Annotated in this window: 15 protein-coding genes; 3 read left to right on the top strand and 12 right to left on the bottom strand. The window is 36.8% G+C overall.

Annotated elements, in window-relative coordinates; translation table 11 throughout:
• The first annotated feature begins 250 nt into the window (after positions 1–250).
• Positions 251–1,438 (top strand): pyridoxal phosphate-dependent aminotransferase, encoded by a 1,188-nt coding sequence (locus tag ACPWSR_RS02365; RefSeq protein ID WP_426350095.1) that lies wholly within the window; start codon positions 251–253, stop codon positions 1,436–1,438.
• A gap of 46 nt (positions 1,439–1,484) precedes the next feature.
• Here the strand turns inward: ACPWSR_RS02365 and ACPWSR_RS02370 are convergent, their stop codons facing one another.
• The 5 genes from ACPWSR_RS02370 to ACPWSR_RS02390 form a co-directional block, all read right to left on the bottom strand.
• Positions 1,485–4,205: a sigma 54-interacting transcriptional regulator gene (locus ACPWSR_RS02370; protein WP_426350096.1), complete on the bottom strand. Its 2,721-nt coding sequence runs from the start codon at positions 4,203–4,205 to the stop codon at positions 1,485–1,487.
• A gap of 166 nt (positions 4,206–4,371) precedes the next feature.
• Complete coding sequence (locus tag ACPWSR_RS02375) at positions 4,372–5,589, bottom strand: OB-fold nucleic acid binding domain-containing protein (RefSeq protein ID WP_426350097.1); 1,218 nt, start codon at positions 5,587–5,589, stop codon at positions 4,372–4,374.
• A gap of 372 nt (positions 5,590–5,961) precedes the next feature.
• Positions 5,962–6,216 (bottom strand): hypothetical protein, encoded by a 255-nt coding sequence (locus ACPWSR_RS02380; RefSeq protein ID WP_426350098.1) that lies wholly within the window; start codon positions 6,214–6,216, stop codon positions 5,962–5,964.
• A gap of 65 nt (positions 6,217–6,281) precedes the next feature.
• Positions 6,282–7,259 carry a hypothetical protein gene (locus tag ACPWSR_RS02385; RefSeq protein ID WP_426350099.1) on the bottom strand — a complete coding sequence of 326 codons (978 nt, stop codon included), beginning with the start codon at positions 7,257–7,259 and terminating at the stop codon, positions 6,282–6,284.
• Between the two features lie 648 nt (positions 7,260–7,907).
• Positions 7,908–10,019, bottom strand: coding sequence for a DNA polymerase III subunit alpha (locus tag ACPWSR_RS02390; RefSeq protein ID WP_426350100.1), 2,112 nt, complete (start codon positions 10,017–10,019; stop codon positions 7,908–7,910).
• 254 nt (positions 10,020–10,273) lie between these two features.
• On the opposite strand from ACPWSR_RS02390, the gene ACPWSR_RS02395 reads away from it, so the two are divergent.
• Positions 10,274–10,888 carry a hypothetical protein gene (locus ACPWSR_RS02395; RefSeq protein WP_426350101.1) on the top strand — a complete coding sequence of 205 codons (615 nt, stop codon included), beginning with the start codon at positions 10,274–10,276 and terminating at the stop codon, positions 10,886–10,888.
• A 67-nt stretch (positions 10,889–10,955) separates the two neighbouring features.
• Here the strand turns inward: ACPWSR_RS02395 and pgmB are convergent, their stop codons facing one another.
• The 4 genes from pgmB to rapZ are packed head-to-tail and all read right to left on the bottom strand — an operon-like array spanning position 10,956 to position 14,798.
• Positions 10,956–11,603, bottom strand: a complete 648-nt coding sequence (gene pgmB / locus ACPWSR_RS02400) for a beta-phosphoglucomutase (RefSeq protein ID WP_426350102.1) — start codon at positions 11,601–11,603, stop codon at positions 10,956–10,958.
• 21 nt (positions 11,604–11,624) lie between these two features.
• Positions 11,625–12,569 (bottom strand): DNA-binding protein WhiA, encoded by a 945-nt coding sequence (gene whiA / locus ACPWSR_RS02405; RefSeq protein ID WP_426350103.1) that lies wholly within the window; start codon positions 12,567–12,569, stop codon positions 11,625–11,627.
• A 16-nt stretch (positions 12,570–12,585) separates the two neighbouring features.
• Positions 12,586–13,917 carry a gluconeogenesis factor YvcK family protein gene (locus tag ACPWSR_RS02410; RefSeq protein ID WP_426350104.1) on the bottom strand — a complete coding sequence of 444 codons (1,332 nt, stop codon included), beginning with the start codon at positions 13,915–13,917 and terminating at the stop codon, positions 12,586–12,588.
• Positions 13,914–14,798 (bottom strand): RNase adapter RapZ, encoded by an 885-nt coding sequence (gene rapZ, locus ACPWSR_RS02415; protein WP_426350105.1) that lies wholly within the window; start codon positions 14,796–14,798, stop codon positions 13,914–13,916. The genes ACPWSR_RS02410 and rapZ overlap by 4 nt, the downstream gene beginning before the upstream one ends.
• 251 nt (positions 14,799–15,049) lie before the next feature.
• Here rapZ and ACPWSR_RS02420 point away from each other — a divergent pair, with 251 nt between their 5' ends.
• Positions 15,050–15,277 (top strand): PspC domain-containing protein, encoded by a 228-nt coding sequence (locus tag ACPWSR_RS02420; protein ID WP_426350106.1) that lies wholly within the window; start codon positions 15,050–15,052, stop codon positions 15,275–15,277.
• Positions 15,278–15,658: 381 nt separating this feature from the next.
• Here ACPWSR_RS02420 and murB read toward each other — a convergent pair whose 3' ends face one another.
• The 3 genes from murB to ACPWSR_RS02435 form a co-directional block, all read right to left on the bottom strand.
• Complete coding sequence (gene murB, locus ACPWSR_RS02425; RefSeq protein ID WP_426350107.1) at positions 15,659–16,579, bottom strand: UDP-N-acetylmuramate dehydrogenase; 921 nt, start codon at positions 16,577–16,579, stop codon at positions 15,659–15,661.
• A gap of 162 nt (positions 16,580–16,741) precedes the next feature.
• A complete protein-coding gene (uvrC, locus tag ACPWSR_RS02430) occupies positions 16,742–18,577 on the bottom strand; it encodes an excinuclease ABC subunit UvrC (protein ID WP_426350108.1) in 1,836 nt (611 codons plus the stop codon).
• Positions 18,578–18,655: 78 nt separating this feature from the next.
• Entirely contained in the window at positions 18,656–20,128 is a 1,473-nt protein-coding gene (locus ACPWSR_RS02435) for a peptidoglycan D,D-transpeptidase FtsI family protein (protein WP_426350109.1), read from the bottom strand.
• Position 20,129 lies beyond the last annotated feature (1 nt).

Below are 20,129 nucleotides of genomic sequence, written 5' to 3' on the forward strand. Positions count from 1 at the left end.
ATCTATTAAATCCCCCACCCTTGCAAAGGTTATCACTAATATACTCATCATTTTTATACAGATGATATACACATTCGTAGAGTCTATGGAAAATAAGAGTTTTTTTTATACACTTTACTGATTAAAGTTAAGTGTATTCCGCAGTCTTTTTCCTTTGCTCATAAGAAGATGGGATGCTATACTGATTGTATAAAAAATATTCTGAATAATAATTGTATAAAGCTATACTATGATTATGGGAGGTTATTATATGATAGCTGAAAGGATGAAACCCTTACTTAATAATAATTCAGCAATAAGAGCAATGTTTGAGGAAGGCAATAGGCTGAAGGCTCTTTACGGTGAGGACAAGGTCTATGATTTTAGCTTAGGGAATCCGAATTTAAAGGCTCCTGAGGCCGTGAAGAAGGCCATAATAGATATATTAAATGAAGAAGATCCTGTATCGATCCATGGGTATATGAATAATGCTGGCTTTCCAGAGGTGAGAAGTATAATAGCAGCCTCTCTGAATAGACGCTTTGGAACCTCCTTTAAGGAGGATAATATTCTTATGATTGTAGGAGCTGCCAGTGGCCTTAATATTGCTCTTAAGACCATATTAAACCCTGGAGATGAGGTTATAACCTTTGCTCCATATTTTGTTGATTATGGTAATTATGTAGCCAATTACGATGGTAAGCTTGTGGTTGTATCTCCAGATACAGAAACCTTTCAACCCAAGCTCTCTGAGCTAGAGATGAAAATCACCAGCAGAACAAAGGCTGTAATCATAAATTCTCCACACAATCCTACAGGGATTATATATTCTGAGGAAACCATAAAAAACATAGCAGAAATACTTAGAAATAAGGAAAAAGAGTATAAAACTAACATTGTTCTAATTTCAGATGAACCCTATAGAGAGCTGGTATATGATGGAAGCCTTGTTCCTTATATAACTAAATATCATGATAATTCTATGGTGGTATACTCCTATAGCAAATCCCTTTCTCTCCCTGGAGAGAGGATAGGCTACTTAGTTATCCCTGATGAGCTGAAAAATAGCAGAGAGGTTTTTACAGCAGCAACCATAGCTAATAGAATCAATGGATCCGTTAATGCTCCTTCCCTCATGCAGAAGGTTATTGCCCGATGTGTGGACGAACCTGTGGATGTGAGCTTTTATGACCGAAATCGTAAGGATCTTTATGATGGTTTAATCTCCTTAGGCTTTCAATGTATACGCCCTCAAGGCGCATTCTATCTGTTCCTTAAATCTCCTGAAGAAAATGAAATAAGCTTTTGTGAAAAGGCTAAAAAATTAAAGATATTAATGGTTCCAGGTAGCTCTTTTCACTGTCCAGGCTATGTTAGACTCGCCTACTGCGTAGCCCATGAAACTATTATAAATTCACTACCTGCCTTCAAGCTTCTGGCAGCGGAATATTCTCTATAAAGAAAAGACGCTGTTTTTATCTATAAAGAATAAAACAGCGTCTTTATTATTCATTAACCAAATTTCTCAGAATAAAGCAAATCTCGTCGTCCCCTAAATCCACCTTATAATAATCCTCTATAGGATGAATACTACTCTTTATTGCCTCGAATATCTTTCTATGCCTCCTCTTTAAGTCCTCTTTAGAATAGCAGGTAGGAGTAAGCTTTCCATCTATTATATTGCTTATAGAACAAACTATATGAACCAGAAGACCAACACGAAGGTCGTAATTTAAGGGTTTAGAAGTAGCTGCTTCAAGTCCATGGATAAACTCCTCATAAAGCTTTTCAAATTTAAATAGGTTTATATTACCCATATCTCTCTGAAGCACCTCTAGAAACGAAGCATATTCCATCTCCTCTACTAGATTCCCCTTTGATACTCCTTTACCTAGGAGCTCCTTTAGCCTTGTACACTCTATATCCACAAATATTTCATAGGTTGTTATAAAAGGAATCCCATAAATTTTAGGATCAATGGGTCCTACTATAGCTATTATATTCTTATCCTTTGATAGACTATTAATCAGATTATAAAGATACTTTTTATTATTAAGGGACATGGGTAAAATATCAGCATTATAGCTTTTTAAGTTAATTTTGCTCTCTATAAAATTTTTCAGTTCTATGGCGCTGCCTTCCCCTGTGGAGCATAAGGTAATGATAACATTTTCCTCAGATGGTAGAAAGGTATCGGTGACTTTTACATTATAAGAAGCATAGGTAGCCAAAGATGCATTTAGGTCAGAATAAATTTTATCTATGTCGGATTCTATAACAGCTCTCCTTGAGCATTCTATAGCAATTGGAGTAGACACCAAGGTGAAGACCTTCACCTCTATGGAAAGCTCCTTGGCAATTAGCTCTCCAAAGGTGCCTAGAGAGCCCATATCTACTAAAAGCATTACTCCTGCTCCCTGATGCTTTTTATGTATAAGCTCCTTTAGCTCCTGATAAGCTAATTCAGGACTTTTATCCAGATTCATATCATAGGAATAAACATTGTTTGCACCTACAAGCTTGTTTACCACCTCTCCCATGGAGGAAGCAGTACTCCTGCCATGCATGGCAATCACTACAATAGGCTTATCCTCAAATTCCTGAGATTCCAGTTCATCTACAGTAAGAAACATGGTAATAAAGCCAATTTCATCTTCTGGAACCTTCACAAAGAAATCTCTTTCTATTATCCTGGCAAGCTCTATAGCCAGCTCATATTCCTCTGGGAAATTACTCCTTATATTCTTTAAATTATGGTTGACTATTTCTTTACCTGACTTTAGCCTCTCAATAGTAGAGTTAACATGGAGAGCAAGTCCATAAAACACCTTAACAGGGAATATCTTATTAAGTCTCTTTCCTCCCATTCTAAGGAAGTTTTCCAGCATTGTTATTATATCTTCTGAAACAACCTTAGAAAGCTCATATTTAGTAGCTCCCTTTTCAAAATTCCTGATAAAGTTCTTAAAATAATTTTCTATATCCAGCTCCATTAAGAGCTTTATTTCCTCATCTCCTACCCCTCTTTTATGAAGCTCCGCTGTCCTCTTTTCTATACCTTCATAAAAGTTTTGAGGAAGGGAGTAATCTCCTTCTTTAAGTCTGCTTCTCTGTCCCTTAGGAGTAAAGCAAATTTCTATATTATCCTTGAGAAGCTTGTCAACTTCTTGAGCATAATTTTTATAAATTATTAATCCTTGATTTACATGGGATGCAAAATCCGTACAGTGTATTTCTATTTTGTTTCCCTGCAAGGATAGCGAATTCAAAAATCCATTAGCACAGCCCAGCTGAATATCACTTTTAAGCTGACCCACATTTCCTGGGCATTCATACAAAAGCAGCTGTCTCATGGTATTAAGAGAGACCTGTATATCTTTTCCTATCCTTGCAGCCTCTGTGGTGAAGAATTCGCATATCAGCTCATACCTCTCTTCTAGGGTTCTGTCCTTAAGTGGAGGTATTTTTATATTCATAGGTATCCTTCTAGTAAAGGTATTTAATAGAACATTATCTATGTCCTCCGTGGTAGCACAGATAATCAGTACTTCACAATGTTTCTTTTCTTCATCACCCAAAGGGCAGTACTTACCCTTATCTATTAAGTAAAAGAGCATTTCTTGCCCTTCTGGAGGTAGCCTGTGAACCTCATCTAAAAAAAGCACTCCACCGTTAGCCTTACCCACTACCCCTTCCTTATCCTTGTGTGCTCCTGTATAAGCCCCTTTTTTAGTGCCAAAGAGCTGTGCTAGTAGAAGCTGCGGATTATTAGCATAATCAGCACAGTTAAAGGCTACAAAAGGTGCATCCAAGGGAAAGATACCGTTTTCAACAGCAAACTTATACATAAGCTCAGCAAACATCGTTTTACCAACACCGCTAGGTCCTAAAATCAGGGTGTGCAGCCCTCTCTTAGGATACATTATAGCAGCCTTAGCCTGCTGTATAGATTTTTTAAGGCTTTTATCACAGCCTGTAAGCGCATCAAAATTAGTTCCTTCTTTATGCTCTGTTATAGCAGTTCCTCCCGTGCTGTTAAGAGCATAAATCACTGGTTTTCCTTTTATCTTTAAAAGTATTCCCTGGCGGTATAAATCATTAAGTATAGAGCTAGCATTACTTCGCTGCATACCCATGGCTTCAGCAATATCCATGGCAGAAAAGCCTTTTCTATCATCATAATTATTTTTTATATAATCCAGTATCAGGTCTCTGCTGCTCTTCATAATGCACCTCCTTTTATATTTACCTTGTAAACAATATAAATATAATGTTACCATAAACTTCAATATTTTTAAATATTCTTTATTATTTTAACAATTATTCACATTCTGCTGTTATAAAAAATATAGGCCAGATTTAAGCCTGACCTATATCGCTTCATTTATATAATTAATTATCCTCTACTATCTTAACATTTTCTTCTCCGAACTTCTCCTGGAGGAATTTAAAACCGTCCCCCTTCAAATCAAGCCACATATCTCTTCCTAATCGGAAGCTCTGCCTTTCCTTTGCTGCAAAAAGATATAGCGGTGTATCACCTCTATAGGGAGCTAGATATGGTCTTAAGGACCAGTTTACCTCCTTAGCTGTCTTGTTGTCAGAAACTCTTATAAATACCTTAGAGGAGTTAAGCTTTTCCAAAGGCTGTATATCCTCACAGATAACCTTAGGTGCTTCATCCTCTCTGATACTCATCTTTCCTCGTACTACAATAAGCTGATCTATCTCAATCATGTAATTGACCTTTTCAAGAGTATTAGGAAAGACTATAAGCTCTATGGTGCCTGTTAGATCCTCCAGCTTTACAAAGGCCATGATTTTATTATTTTTTGTGACCTTTCGGCTCACCTCAGTTATTATTCCACCTATAATTACTCTTTCTCCGTCCTCTACTCCTACTGATGGCTTCATGATAATCTCTGCTGCTGGGTCATGTGCCATGGCTTCCTCTTCCAGGGTTTCTTGTGAGCTCATTATTTCCTCCACACTCATGGAGGTCTGGCTCTTTAAGCTAGCCTTATATTCATCTAAGGGATGACCAGTAAGATAAAGACCTGTCATTTCCTTTTCCATGGCCAAGAGATACTTCTTATCAAACTCCTTGATTCTAGGATACTGTATTTCTGGCACCTCCACCATGGCTCCTGCATCTAGGCCTCCAAAAAGACTTAACTGACCATCTATGTTCTTTTTCTTCTGGCTGGCTGCTCCATCTAATAGCTTTTCATGTACTGCCAGCTTCTGAGACCTATACCCATTTAGCTTATCAAAGGCACCAGCCTTGATTAAGCTCTCTACGGCTCTTTTATTAATTGTGCCTGGGTCAACCTTATTGCAGAAATCTGAAAGACTTGTAAATTCGCCTTTTTCTTCTCTGGCCTTTACAATTCCCTCTATAACATTCATTCCCACATTCTTTATAGCAGCCATACCAAAGCGAATAGTATCTCCCTTAACAGTAAACTTCGAGAAGCTTTCATTTATGTCTGGAGTCAGTACCTGTATCCCCAGGCTTTCAGCAAAGTGAATATAGAAGGCTACCTTCTCACTGCTTCCCATAATACTATTAAGCATAGCAGCTATAAATTCCACAGGATAATATCTCATTAAATAAGCTGTCTGGAACCCCACCACAGCATAGGCTGCGGCATGAGACTTGTTGACGATTTGTTATGATAGGGCTCTTTATCCCTATCTCTTTATATTTCTATAAAGTATCGGACTATTTCATTACCCACAAAGTGGGTACAGGGCACTCGTGGAGAGAATTATTACTAGGCTGTTCATCTCTCTAGTCTCTGAACCTTTATCCCTACACTCTAAGCCTTTCAGGATACTTGGCTGCAGATTAACCAATCCTTAAACTTTTTACTATATCAAGAACATTACCTCTTGCCCCTATATCTATTACTAGTATAGGTTAGTATTTAAGGCTCTAAGGCTTTCCCTGCAATTCACCCTGTTTTCATTGCTAATCACTTAGCAATGGCACTCAATTCTAAATGCGTAACTAGCAAAATCCATCATTTGGTCAAATATTTTATTTGCCACTTCTTCGGATATGCCATTTCTCAGACAGCCTGGAACAATTACATTACCTTCCTCATCCTCAACACCATAGATGAAGTTCTTTCGTTCCTCTTCCATGACCTTATGCTTCTTCTTGGACATGGCTCTTCTTACTAAGTCACTTCTTCCCAGAGAATAACCACCTAAATCTCGAACAATCTGCATTACCTGTTATAGTGATAGGTAAAAATCGTCTTCGTCTTAACGGTCAGCGATTTTTTTCCCCCACTTCACACCGTACGTGCGACTTTCATCGCATACGGCGTTCCATCCTTAGAACATATGATATCCATTCTATTTCTTTTTCTCTTAAGGTAAATTGTTGCATCAACATACATATAGTCGTAAAGCATTCGAGAAAACTTTTTTCCTCCAAGGAAATAAAATATATTATTTCCATTAGGAGTTTTCGTTTTACTCTTATAAAGCCTTATATGACTTACGCCAATATAATTTTTAATATCCTCAAGGAGTTCCCTGCCACCAACAAAGCCACATCTAGCTCTAGTTATATTAGTTATACCATCACCATCAAATACACCTCTAATAAAGTGTCTCTTTAAATTATCCGGGATTGCTATTGGAAATTTCTCTTTACCAGTTTTATTTGGCATAACTCCAAGATTTATAAGTGCTTCACACATATGCCTAGACGTTAAACTTATATAATATGATGGATGAGTTCCATCCTTTATTTTAGTTTTATTCTTCGAACCTATAGCTTCGATAAATTTATCTATTAACTCTCTATCTCTTAAGGCTATATGTATCTTAATGCTATACTGATTATTTATAATGCTTATATTTCCATCAGCCATAAGCCATCCTAAAAAATATGCTTTTTCTTCAGTGTCTATTTTATTAAAAAAAGTTTCATTTTTAATCATTGACTTGGGACCTCGATGATTCAACTTAATATTATTATTCTTTAATAAATAAGCTGATATTCCTTTAGGTAACTTCAACATAATATCTATTTCTGTTGAATATATACCTTGAGAATATAATGATATAATCTTATCTATTATTTCTTGAGAATAAATCCTGTTGTAATATCCCCCATCCCTAATAAATATTCCATTATCTTTTAGCCACTTCCTAATTGTAGCTTCATTAGGTCCCAATATTGAACTGATTACTTGGGCTGAATTACCTTTTTCATATAATTCTATAGCCATACTAATATAAGACTTATCATACCTTTTCAAATTAATCACCCTCTTGTATATATTTTCTCCATATACACAAGAATTATACAAACATACGTTCTAAAAACTATGCCCCTTTGCTCTGTAGCTATTAAGCTACTTCATCACTACTACGGGCTGCTGCCCCTGAAATTCATAGAGCATTTCCTCCCTATTAGACACTTCTGGATTGCCCTCCATTAACATTGTCTTTTCAGGTTCAAACGTTCCATCTGTTGTAGCCTTACATTCTTTGCCACAGCATGCTTCAGAATATATCAGTCTTCCTTAGCTCATGGGGTCAAATGCCAAGGACAATTGCCTATATATAGACAACTGCAGATTCTATAACCAAGAAATAAAATCCGCTACTGATCCGATATTCATCGGAGAGTATCTTTTATTCGATACCCTATGGTATATATTCCTTGAAGCTTCCTTATAGTATGCATAGCAAACTTATGGCCTCCCAATTACTTCTCTAACCGCTTTTCAGGTCTGATTTTCATTGTCTTTACCGTGCTTCATACAATATAACAGGCAAGTTATACCGCATGACGGAGTTTTAGAGAGAGACTTTACCCTAAGTCTCTGCAGGTTCTTCCCCCTGCTCCTCCAACAGATAGTTAGGATTATTTTATCCCCTTCAGCTTTACACTGAGATTTCTCTCAATAATTAACTGAAGAACGTTTCGCACCTTGGTAAACCATAACTCCATAGGTAACATTCAAAATATGTTCAAGCTCCGGTGTTAGATATTCTACCTTCTCTGGGTTTCGTTTATTTTCAATATATCGCGGTATTTCTGCCATTGGACCTGGTCTATAAAGACTGATTCCAGCGATGATATCCTCTAAGGAGTCAGGCTTTAGCTCCTTCATGAAGGAGGTCATTCCTGCTGATTCCAGCTGGAAGACTCCCACGGTCTTTCCATCACCAAGCATTTTATAGACTTCTCTATCATCATAATCGAGAGAATCAATGTCAATTTCTACTCCTCTATTCTCTCTAATCATATCCACTGCATCCTTCATAACTGTTAAGGTACGAAGTCCGAGGAAATCCATCTTCAGGAGTCCAAGCTCTTCTAGAGTTCCCATGGTAAACTGTGTTACTATCATTTCTTCATTTCTCTGCAGTGGTACATACTCTACTAAAGGCTTCGAAGCAATAACTACACCGGCAGCATGGGTAGAGGAATGTCTAGGCAGACCTTCTAAAGCCCTACTTACATCTATAAGCTCCTGTACCCTCGGCTCTTCATCGTAAGCCTTCTTCAGCTCAGGATTCATTTCCAAAGCCTTATCTATGGTGATATTGAGCACTGTAGGTATCATTTTTGCAATCCTATCAACCTCTCCATAGGAATAGCTCATAGCTCTTCCCACGTCTCTTATACAGGCTCTCGCTGCCATGGTACCAAAGGTAATTATCTGTGATACATTACTCTCACCATATTTACCTACAACATAATCTATTACTTCTGGCCTTCTTTCATAGCAGAAATCCGAATCTATATCAGGCATACTAACTCTTTCCGGATTTAAAAATCTTTCAAAGATCAAACTATATTCAATAGGATCAATTTTTGTTATACCTAAGGCATAGGCTACAATAGCACCAGCCGCCGATCCACGGCCAGGTCCAGTAGGTATGCCATTTTCATTGGCAAACCGTATGAAATCCCATACGATTAGGAAGTAATCCACATAGCCCATCTGTTTTATTATGTTCAGCTCATATTCTAGCCTTTCTAGTATATGAGCTGCTTCCTCTGAAGACGCTGCCAGAGCCTTGGCTTCTTCTAGGGAGAAGGTCTCCCCCCTGAGAGGCTCAAATATTGAATATCTTTCTATTACTCCTTTGTAGCATACCTCTCTTAAATACTCATAGGAATCTGTTCCCTCTGGAAGAGGAAACTTAGGAAGCTTTGATACGTGGAATTCATAATCAAAGCTACACTCCTCTGCTATTTTTTGAGTATTTTCCAGTGCTTCTGGAATGTAGGAGAATAGCTCCCACATTTCCTCTGGAGACTTTAGATAAAACTGATCGGAAGGATATCTCATTCTATTTTCTTCTTCTATTGTCTTACCTGTTTGTATGCAGAGGAGAATATCATGGGATACATTATCCTCCTGCCTGATGTAGTGAACATCATTGGTGGCTACGAGAGGTATATCCAGCTCCTTGGAGAACTCAATTAGTACTTTATTTACCTTCCTCTGAGCCTCAACACCATGGTCCTGGAGCTCAAGATAAAAGCCTTCAGTAAAGATATCCTTATATAATAAAGCTGCACCCTTTGCCTTTTCTATACTACCTCTGTTTATGTAGCTCTGCACCTCTCCACCGAGACAGGCACTTAAGGCAATTAAACCACTGCTGTGTTCTCTCAGGAACTCATGGTCAACCCTCGGCTTATAATAGAATCCATCTATAGAAGCCTTACTTACTATCTTCATTAGATTCTCATAGCCCTGATTATTTTTAACCAGCAGTACCAAATGATATGTTTCGTTATCCTTATCATTGGCATCCTTCTTATAAAGAGATTTAGCAGCCACATATATTTCACAGCCTAAAATCGGCTTTATTCCCTGGGCTTTTGCTTCCTTATAGAAGTCTACACAGCCATACATCACTCCATGATCTGTTATGGCTATGCTCTCCATCCCCAGCTCCTTTGCTCTCTCTATGAGCTTAGATATCTTTCCTGAGCCATCTAGAAGAGAATATTCTGTGTGGAGATGAAGATGAGTGAACTTTTTATCCCTCAAGAAATCACTCCTTTCAATAAAATAGTACTAATAAATCATAGTACTGTTAAATACATTTATATATCAATTATTATATACCTATTATAAGACTTATTAAGGTAATTTGCATTATTTATCCTTTACTCAGATTAAAACCAAAAACTACTATAACCACTAACATTTAAAAAATTATACACTTTTTATTAACATTATGCTATAATTTAACATTATTAAGGTTTAGTGTAAAACACTATAATTTAAAAAGGTGAGATTTTATGAAGGTAGAAAAAAATATATACATTGTCTTCTCTGAGACAAAGACAACTATGGGCAAGCTTATAAGAAGATTAACTCATAATAAGTATAACCATGTTTCTATATCCACAGACAGAGAGCTTTCTGTAATGTATTCCTTCGGAAGATATCATATTAATTCTCCCTTAGCTGGAGGATTCATTGTAGAAAATCCCGCTAGATACCTAATTATGGGCGAGGATGTTAACATAAAGGTATGCCAACTAGCTTTAGATGAATTATCCTATGCAAGGTTTCAAAAAAAGCTCATGGCTTTTGTAGAAGACAAGCATACTAAAATATATAATAGCTTTAGTGCTATATCTTCACTGTTTCATAAAAGGATCAATATTGAAGATGCCTATACCTGTTTAGATTTTACTACCTCTATGTTAGACATAGATGGAGTTTACAACATAAAAGAATTAGAATACAAGCTAAATAGAAATGTTATATATGAGGGAAGCTTTAAAGAATATATAGAAGAGGTACTCTCCCCGGAGGATGATTTCTTCAGAAAGCAAAATGCACTTACAGTTGTATTAAGTACCCTAGGGCACTTCAGAAAACTATTCATACGTTATATAAGATATTAAATAAAAAATCACAGCTTTGAAAATTCTTAAGCTGTGATTTTTTATTTATATAAAATTGAATTTATACTTAAAATTCCAGAACCTTTAGGCTTGCTTCCTGAAAGCCTGGAACCACCTTATCTGCTTCTTTAAGAATCGATGGCTCTCCAATACCTATAGCTCTCATACCAGCTCTTTTTGCTGCCTCTATCCCTGCCTCTGCATCCTCAAATACAACACAAGCTGAAGGGCTTACACCAAGCTCCTTAGCTCCTAAGAGAAACACCTCTGGGTCAGGCTTTGCCTTGGACACTTTATTTCCATCAACAATTGCATCAAAATAAGGTACAAGCTTTAAATTTTCTAATATAATCATAGAATTTTTAGAGGCTGAACCAAGGGCAATTTTAATATCATTATTCCTTAAAGTAGTTAAAAACTCCTTAACTCCCGGGAGAATCTCATCCTCCTTAAGCTTTGTAATATAATCTACATACCACTGGTTCTTTTTAGCAGCCATCTCTTCCTTCTCTTCATCACTAGCAGCTATTCCACCTATAGAAAGCAATATATCTAAAGAAGCCATTCTGCTTACACCCTTTAATCTCTCATTATCCTCTTCTGTAAACTGAAAGCCTAATTCATCGGCTAACCTCTTCCAGGCTAAATAATGATATTTAGCAGTATCGACAATAACCCCATCTAAATCAAATAAACACGCCTTAATGTTCACCATAGTAATCTTCTCCTTATGTTTTTAACTTTTTCTAAGCTCCTCAGCTATTTTCTCTATTTTTCTAAGCCTATGATTAATTCCCGACTTCCCTACAGGAGGATTAAGCATTTCGCCCAGCTCCTTTAAAGACTCATCAGGATAATTTAATCTTAACTCGGCTATTTCTCGTAAATTTTTGGGAAGCCTTGCTAGACCTATCTCTCTTTGAATGAGCTTTATGCTCTCCACCTGTCTTATAGCTGCATTAACAGTTTTACTTAAATTAGCAGTTTCACAGTTAACCAGGCGGTTAACATTATTTCTCATTTCCTTCATTATTCTTATATTCTCTAGCTCCAAGAGAGAGGAATGTGCCCCAATAATATTTAATAGATCTACAATCTGCTCTCCTTCTTTTATATATACGATATAGCTGCTTTTTCTCTGAATAACCTTAGAATTAAGCCCGAAGCTATTAATAAGCTGAGATAAATCCTCGGCATATTCGTTATTATGAGTTACAAACTCTAGATGATAGGTTTTTTCAGGATTGCTGATGCTTCCACCACCAATAAAGGCCCCTCTTACATATAGCTTTTTACAGTCTTCATTTATTAAAAGCCTCTTATTTATCCTATAATCCAGAGATAAAAGATTATCCTCTTCAACTAATATCCCTGCCTCTAATAAAAGCTGCCTAACTCCCATATTTTCTTCTATCAATACAATATAAAGATTGTTCTTTTTTAAGGAATTACTCTTTTTAACCATTAGCTTAGCATGAATATTAAAATGTTCCTTTAACAAAGAAAATATCATCCTAGCACTGGCAGGATTTTCAGTGGTCACCCTAAAATTAAGAACCTTTCCACTAAAGGAAAGAGTCCCACTTACCTTCATTATAGCTGATATAGCTGCTAAAGCTTCTTCTTTAGTTAAACCCGTATGTCTGCAAATTTCTCCTTTAACTTTAGATGAAAATGACATAGGTCCTCCTTCCTCACTAATGTGTTTTTGAAGTTCTTATTCTTTCTGATAAATACATATATTCTAATATCCTCTTCTTGTCGTACAATAGCTTTTTCTCCATAATTGTCTCTGCAAGAACTCTTGCAAGATAGTCCGCATCATGTCTTATCAGATCTTTTTTCACTTTAACTAGATTTGCTTCAATTATCTCTACTCCTAGCTTTTCTAATTCCTTTCTATCAAAGGTTACTAGTGTAGAGCCTTCCTTTAAATATTTTTCCCTCAGCTGCCTATCTAATAGCTCTACGTTGCCAATAACATAATCTATTATATCTTTATTGGAGTGCTCCATGATAGCTTTAACATGGTCAGATACACTATAGCCATCGGTTTCTCCTGGCTGTGTCATAATATTGGACACATAGATTTTAAGGGCACTACTCAATTTTAACGCACTGGTTATACCTCTTACCAATAAATTAGGTATTATTGAGGTATAAAGGCTACCAGGTCCTATTATAACTGCATCAGCATCCATTATTGCCTCTATTGCGTCGGGAAGCCCCTTTGCATCCTCAGGGATAATCATCATTTTTTCTATGATAGTTCCCTGTGCTAAAGCCTCCTTGGGTATAATAGATTCTCCTTCTACAATACTTCCATTCTTAAACTTAGCCTTCAGCTTCATATCATCTAGGGTAACAGGAAGCACCTTTCCTGTAACAGCTAAAACTGAGCTCATTTTTTGAACCGCGTCCTCAAAATTATCAGATATTCCATCCATTGCAGCCAAGAACAAATTTCCAAAGCTATGGTTCTTAAGCCTTCCATCACTAAATCTATACTGCAAAAGCTCCTCCATAAGAGGCTCTGTATCTGCCAAGGCTAGAATACAGTTTCTTATATCTCCTGGTGCCAGCATCCCAAGATCCTCTCTTAAATCTCCAGAGCTTCCACCGTCATCAGCCACGGTAACTATAGCTGTAATATTTGAGGTGTAATATTTCAATCCTCTAAGCATCGTGGAAAGACCCGTACCTCCACCTATAACCACAATTTTAGGGCCCTGTATTAACAACCTTTTTTCATAAATTAAATTTTCAACATTATTTTTATCAAGGCTCAGCTTTAAATAGCCTTTGTTAATAAGAGCTACTATGGATCTAACTCCTCCTACGCCGGACACATAGATAATAAATCCACCAATAAGATTTACTATACCCCAAAAAACTATATGATCAAGACCATAGTCTCTATAATAAACCAATCCAATAATGCTCAAGACAATAAGGAGTATACCAAGCATTGCAAGAAATATCCACCTCTTAACCTTTATACCTGGCCTTAACCATTCCCATATCCTCATAGCTTTGCTGCTCCTCGGTTTACATCCTCGCTAATATCTCTGTGCTCTATACCTACACTATAGCCTGCCTTTATAAGCTCGCCTCTAAGGGCTCCTGCAATTGCCACAGATCTATGCCTACCACCAGTACAACCAATAGCTATAATAAGCTGTCTTTTTCCCTCCTTAATATAATTTGGGACCAAGAATTTTACCATATCCAAGAGCTTTTCCATAAACTTCTTTGTTTCAGCATTTTCCATTACATATAATTTTACTGGCTCATCAAGACCAGAGAACTTTTTCAGCTCAGGAATATAAAAAGGATTTTCTATAAATCTAACATCAAATACTAAATCAGCATCCACAGGAATACCATATTTAAACCCAAAGGAGAGAACAGTTATGGAAATACCTCTCTCAACATGATTATCTTCTCCATAGAGCTCATTTATCTTATCCCTTAAATCCCTAGGATTAAGCTTAGAGGTATCTATTATCGAATCAGCCCTATCTCTTACCTCTCTCAGTCTATTTCTCTCATTACCTATTCCAGTAATTATTCTCCCATCAAGGGCTAGTGGGTGCCTTCTTCTAGTTTCCTTAAAGCGCTTAACCAATATTTCATCGGAGGCATCTAAAAACAATATTTCATAATTATAGTTTTTAACCTTTAAATAATTAAGGCTCTGAAAAAGGCTATCAAAGAAGGAGCCACCTCGAATATCACTTACTAAGGCAACCTTTTCAATCTTTCCTTCACCTTGAACACAAGCTTCAGCGAACTTTGGTATAAGGGTAGGAGGAAGATTATCTACACAAAAGTACCCCAAATCCTCTAAAGCCTTCACCGCTTCACTCTTCCCTGCTCCAGACAATCCCGTAACTATTATAAATCTCAAATATATATCCTCCTTATACTTTGCTCAAATAATATAATTACAAACTCACATTTATTATACCTTTAAAAGCTACTTTTTTACAACGGTTCTCCCCTCAATAAGGTTCATTCTCCGTATCCCTCATATCTTCAGATTCTCTTAAGGAATAATTAAGAGACTACAGGAAATTATTAATAAATTTTCTGCTATAATGGTATTATTATATCAAATAAATTGCAATACTAATTTATCTATTTCTAGAGATGATTAACTTGAACAAGAAGCTTTATAAATCAAGAGTCAACCAAATGCTATCTGGCGTATGCGGTGGCATTGGAGAATATTTCAACACTGACCCAACACTAATAAGACTCCTATGGGTACTTATCACCATCATGAGCCTAGGCTTCGGAGGCCTAATAGCATACATCATCTGCGCCATAATAATCCCCGAAAACCCAAACTACAACAACCCCTACAACAATAACGAAAACCAATAACCTAAGCACAAAAAATTAATCCTATACCACCAACAAAAAGAAGGAATGCCCCCTCACACAAGCCATCCCTTCTTTTTTATTCCTTTGCCCTTATCTTTGCTCTTGCTTCTTGTCCCTTGCTCTTTTCTTCTATCTTTTGCCCTTGTCTCTTATCTTTTGCCCTTGTCTCTTATCTCTTATCTTTTATCTCTTGCTCTTATCTTTTATCTCTTGCTCTTATCTTTTATCTCTTGCTCTTATCTTTTATCTCTTGCTCTTATCTTTTATCTCTTGCTCTTATCTCCCTCACCTATTAGCGAAGCTAATAATCTCCCTATTAGCGCAGCTAATAATTTACCTCTCTTCTCTATTCTCTATTCTCTATTCTCTTTTCTCTCTTCTCTAAATCTCCTCTTCTCCCACAATCCTAACCTCAGGATGAAGCTCAACTCCAAACATATCCATAACAGTTTTCTGCACATGCTCTATTAGAGATAGGATTTCCTTTGCCGTAGCTTTTTCCTTATTTATAATGAACCCTGAATGCTTTTCAGAAACTGCAGCTCCTCCCATGGTATAGCCTTTAAGACCAGCATCCTGAATAAGCTTTCCAGCAAAATAACCTACGGGTCTTTTGAAGGTACTTCCAGCAGAAGGATATTCTAGAGGCTGCTTATCTTCTCTTCTGAAGGTAAGCTCATCTATTCTTCCTTTAATCTTATCATATTCTCCCTGCTTAAGCTTAAACTTTGCCCTCAGTACAATATAACCATTGGTCATAACAGCGCTAGTTCTATATCCTAGATTAAGATCATCCTTACTTAGAACTAATATATTTCCATCCTGATCTATAACCTCAGCTTCTTCGATAACAAAGGACAGTTCTCCATCATAGGCACCAGCATTCATAAAAACAGCACCACCGACACTTCCAGGTATACCGCAGGCAAACTCAAAACCTGTAAGGCTATGCTTTAGGGCTATTTTGGATACATCTGTAAGTAATGCACCTGTTTCTGCTGTTATCTCTAATCCATTAACCTCAATATTATTTAGATCTGACAGCTTTATAACAGCGCCTCTTATTCCTCCGTCCCTAACTAACAAATTAGAACCATTTCCTATTACCATAAAAGGCATATTTTCTTCTCTACAGAGATTGATAGCCCCTCTCAGCTCCTCGATAGTAGAAGGTGAAATAAATATATCTGCAGGTCCCCCAACCTTAAAATATGTGTGCTCTTTCATGGGTATATTTAAATTAACTTCTCCAGTCTTAATAACATCCTTTAGCTTCATAGCAAACATTTGTTTTTGATCCATTACTTATCTCCTTGATTTAATTAATTCCCTATTCAAACAAAAACCATTATATCATAAATCGCATTTTTAAACACAAAGGTTAATAAAGGTTTAAAAATACTTCATCATAAAAATAAAAATTTAACAATTATTAAAATACTTATAGTAATATTAACCATTTCATCACTTTTTATCCATAAAATAACTCTTTAAACTTTCTGCCGCCTTCCTATCAATAGAAGGCGTCTCCATAAGCTCTTCTATGGAAGCCTTTTTAATATTCTCAACACTTCCAAATTTCATAAGCAGATTTCTTCTTCTCTTCTCTCCTATCCTTGGTATATCCTCTAGAATAGAATGAAGAGTTCTCTTATCTCTGAGGCTCCTATGATAGGTTATAGCGTATCTATGAACCTCATCCTGTATTCTAGTAATTAGATGCATGCAGTTTGAACCATTAGGTATAGGAAGCTCCAGGTTATTAAATATAAGCCCCCGGGTCCTATGCTTGTCATCCTTAACCATTCCGCACACAGGTATCTCTAAATTTAGCTTTTTTAAAACTTCTAATGCAATATTTACCTGCCCTTTTCCTCCATCCATCATAATAAGGTCAGGGAAGTATAGAAATTTCCCCTTAGAAAGCTCTAAATTTCTTTCCTGAAGAGATTTAATTTCCTCTAAACCATGGGAGAACCTCCTAGTTAGAATTTCTCTCATGCTTTCATAGTCATTTGCCCCTTGCACCGTCTTAATTTTAAATCTCCTATAATCTGAATTCTTGGGCTTACCCTCTTCAAAAACCACCATGGTTCCAACGGAATCCATTCCTTGAATATTTGATATATCAAAGGCTTCTATTCTCACAGGAAGCTCCTCTAGCTGAAGAACAGAGGCAAGCTCCGTGAGAGCAACCTTGTTAATTTCCTTTTCCTGAATCAACTTACTCTTAAACTGCTCTAAGGTTATCTGAGCATTATTTTTTACCATCTGTAAAAGGTCCTTCTTATCCCCTTTTTGAGGGATTCTGATGAAGCAGCGACTTCCTTTTTTAGTAGAAAGATAATTTTCCATGAGCTCTAAATCTGATACCTCTGGAAGATAAATATATTTTGGAATTAAAGCAGTTCCACCATAAAAGCTGGTTAAGAAATCCTGAATTATTTCTCCTTTATCATCCTGAGCAGTATTCTGGAAGATAAAATGTTCCCTACCATTCACCTTGCCATCTCTCACGAAGAATATCTGTACACAGGTATCAATCTCATCACTAAATAGTTCTATATAATCCTCATCCTCTGAACGAGAGGTAAATATTTTCTGCTTCTCTGCTATGGCCTCCACAGCAGCAAGCTTATCTCTATAAGAGGCAGCCTTCTCAAACTCTAGCTCACTAGCAGCCTCCTCCATCTTTTCCTTCAGCTCCTTTACAAGAGCCGTATTCTTACCATTTAACAGATCCATTATGCTTTTTATCATTTCATCATATTCAGCCTTGGATATGTAATTGGCACAGGGCGCCTTACACTGATTAAGATGATAATATAAACAGGGCCTCGTTGGCTCCCCTCCTTCTATTATAACCCTCTTACAGGTTCTTAGAGGAAATACTTTATTTATGAGATTAATGGTTTCATAAACAGCAGTTCCATTAGTGTACGGTCCAAAATATTTATTTCCATCCTTTGCAAAATTTCTAGTGACAAAAACTCTAGGAAAATCTTCATTAGTTGTTATTTTTATAAAGGGATAAAACTTATCATCCTTTAACAATATATTATATCTTGGCGAATATTTTTTAATAAGATTTCCCTCAAGGATTAAAGCCTCCATCTCATTATCTGTAACGATATACTCGAATTCTGCTATATTCTTAACCATGGCTCTAACCTTTTCCGAATGACTCTTAGAGCTCTGGAAGTACTGTCTTACTCTATTCTTTAATATCTTAGCCTTACCTACATATATAACCTCACCTAGAGAGTTCTTCATTATATAAACTCCCGGCTTTTCCGGCAATATCTTTAACTGATACTCAAAGTCAAATATAAAAATCCCCTCCGGTTTCTCTTTTGATTTATGGATGTTTTAAATTAATTATTGTCCTAATGCTGCTTTTAGAACCTTACCAGATACCTGAGCAGCCAGGGTACTTCCTGTTCCACCATTCTCCACAATTACAGCAATTGCCACCTGAGGATTATCTGCAGGAGCAAAACCTATGAACCAAGAATGAGGCACCTGAGCCTCTCCGTTCACCTCATAGTCAGCAGTTCCTGTCTTCCCTGCTGCATTTAAGCCATTGAACACGTTGGACCAGGAGGAACCGATTCTATCCTGTACCACCCCTATCATATAATCCTTAATTATCGCAGCATTCTCTGAAGAAATAGCCTCATATAAAACCTCTGTACTTAAACCTCTAACAGTCTTACCACTGCTAGTTTTAATTTCTTTAATTATAGTGGGCTTCATTATCTCACCGTCATTTGCAACAGCAGCTGCCACCATGGCCATTTCCATGGGAGTAGATAATATTCCAGCCTGACCTATCCCAGACTGAGCTATGAGTCCTTCCTGTGAAGAATTATATTCAGGAAATCTGCTACTTTCAATTGGTATCCCCGACCCAGTGAAGCTTTGATTGAAACCAAATTTCTCTGCAGTGGCTTTTAATTTAGTATTTCCAAGCTCCATGGATAATTCTCCAAAAACCACATTTGAGGAAACAGAAAGAGCCTTCTTTAAGGATAACTGTCCATATACATTATTATTATAGTTGCTCAAGGTAGTCTTTTTATCAGAAAAAACTATCTTTCCAGTGTCATTAAATACTTCAGTGGTTACTCCGCTGATATTTTCTAAGGCGCTAGCTAAAGTAACTACCTTAAAGGTTGAGCCTGGTGGATATAAGCCTCTAGTAGCCCTGTTAAACATTGGAGTATTCACCGTATCTGTATTTATGGATTCCCATATTTCTGCAAGATTATTAGGATCATAAGAAGGCTTAGAAACGCTAGCTAGAATCTCACCAGTCTTAGGATTAAGCACTACCACCGCACCTTTATTAGTACCAAGAGCCTGATAAGCAGCCCTCTGTATATCTGTATCTAAGGTTGTTATGATGCTATTTCCTACCTTTATCTCCTCTTCTGTCCTTGTGTTAAATGCCTCCTTCAGATTAAAAAAATCCAAAAGAGAGCTTATACTGCTTTCTACCACACTATAGCTTATGAGCTCCTCATCAAAGGTGTTCTCAAGGCCTGCAAGGCTATAGGTTTCATCATAATATCCTACCACATGGGCAAAGACCTCTCCTTGAGGATAGCTTCTCTTTTGGCTTAGTTCACTCTTTTCCACCGTTTCAGCTAAAACTTCATTATCTCTATCATATATAACGCCTCTGGTTACCTCATTTCTCTTGGCCCAGAGCCTTACATTTTCATTGCTGCTTGCTATACTTTCAGCCCTGAACAGTTGAAAGTAGCCTATATAAGAAATTAAAGCAATAAATAAAAATAAAAAAACAACTAAAACTCTTCTGATATTCTTCTGTATATCTGTATTCATC

The organism is Alloiococcus sp. CFN-8 (assembly GCF_049943125.1).
Taxonomy (GTDB): Bacteria; Bacillota; Clostridia; order Clostridiales; family Clostridiaceae; genus JAEXZL01.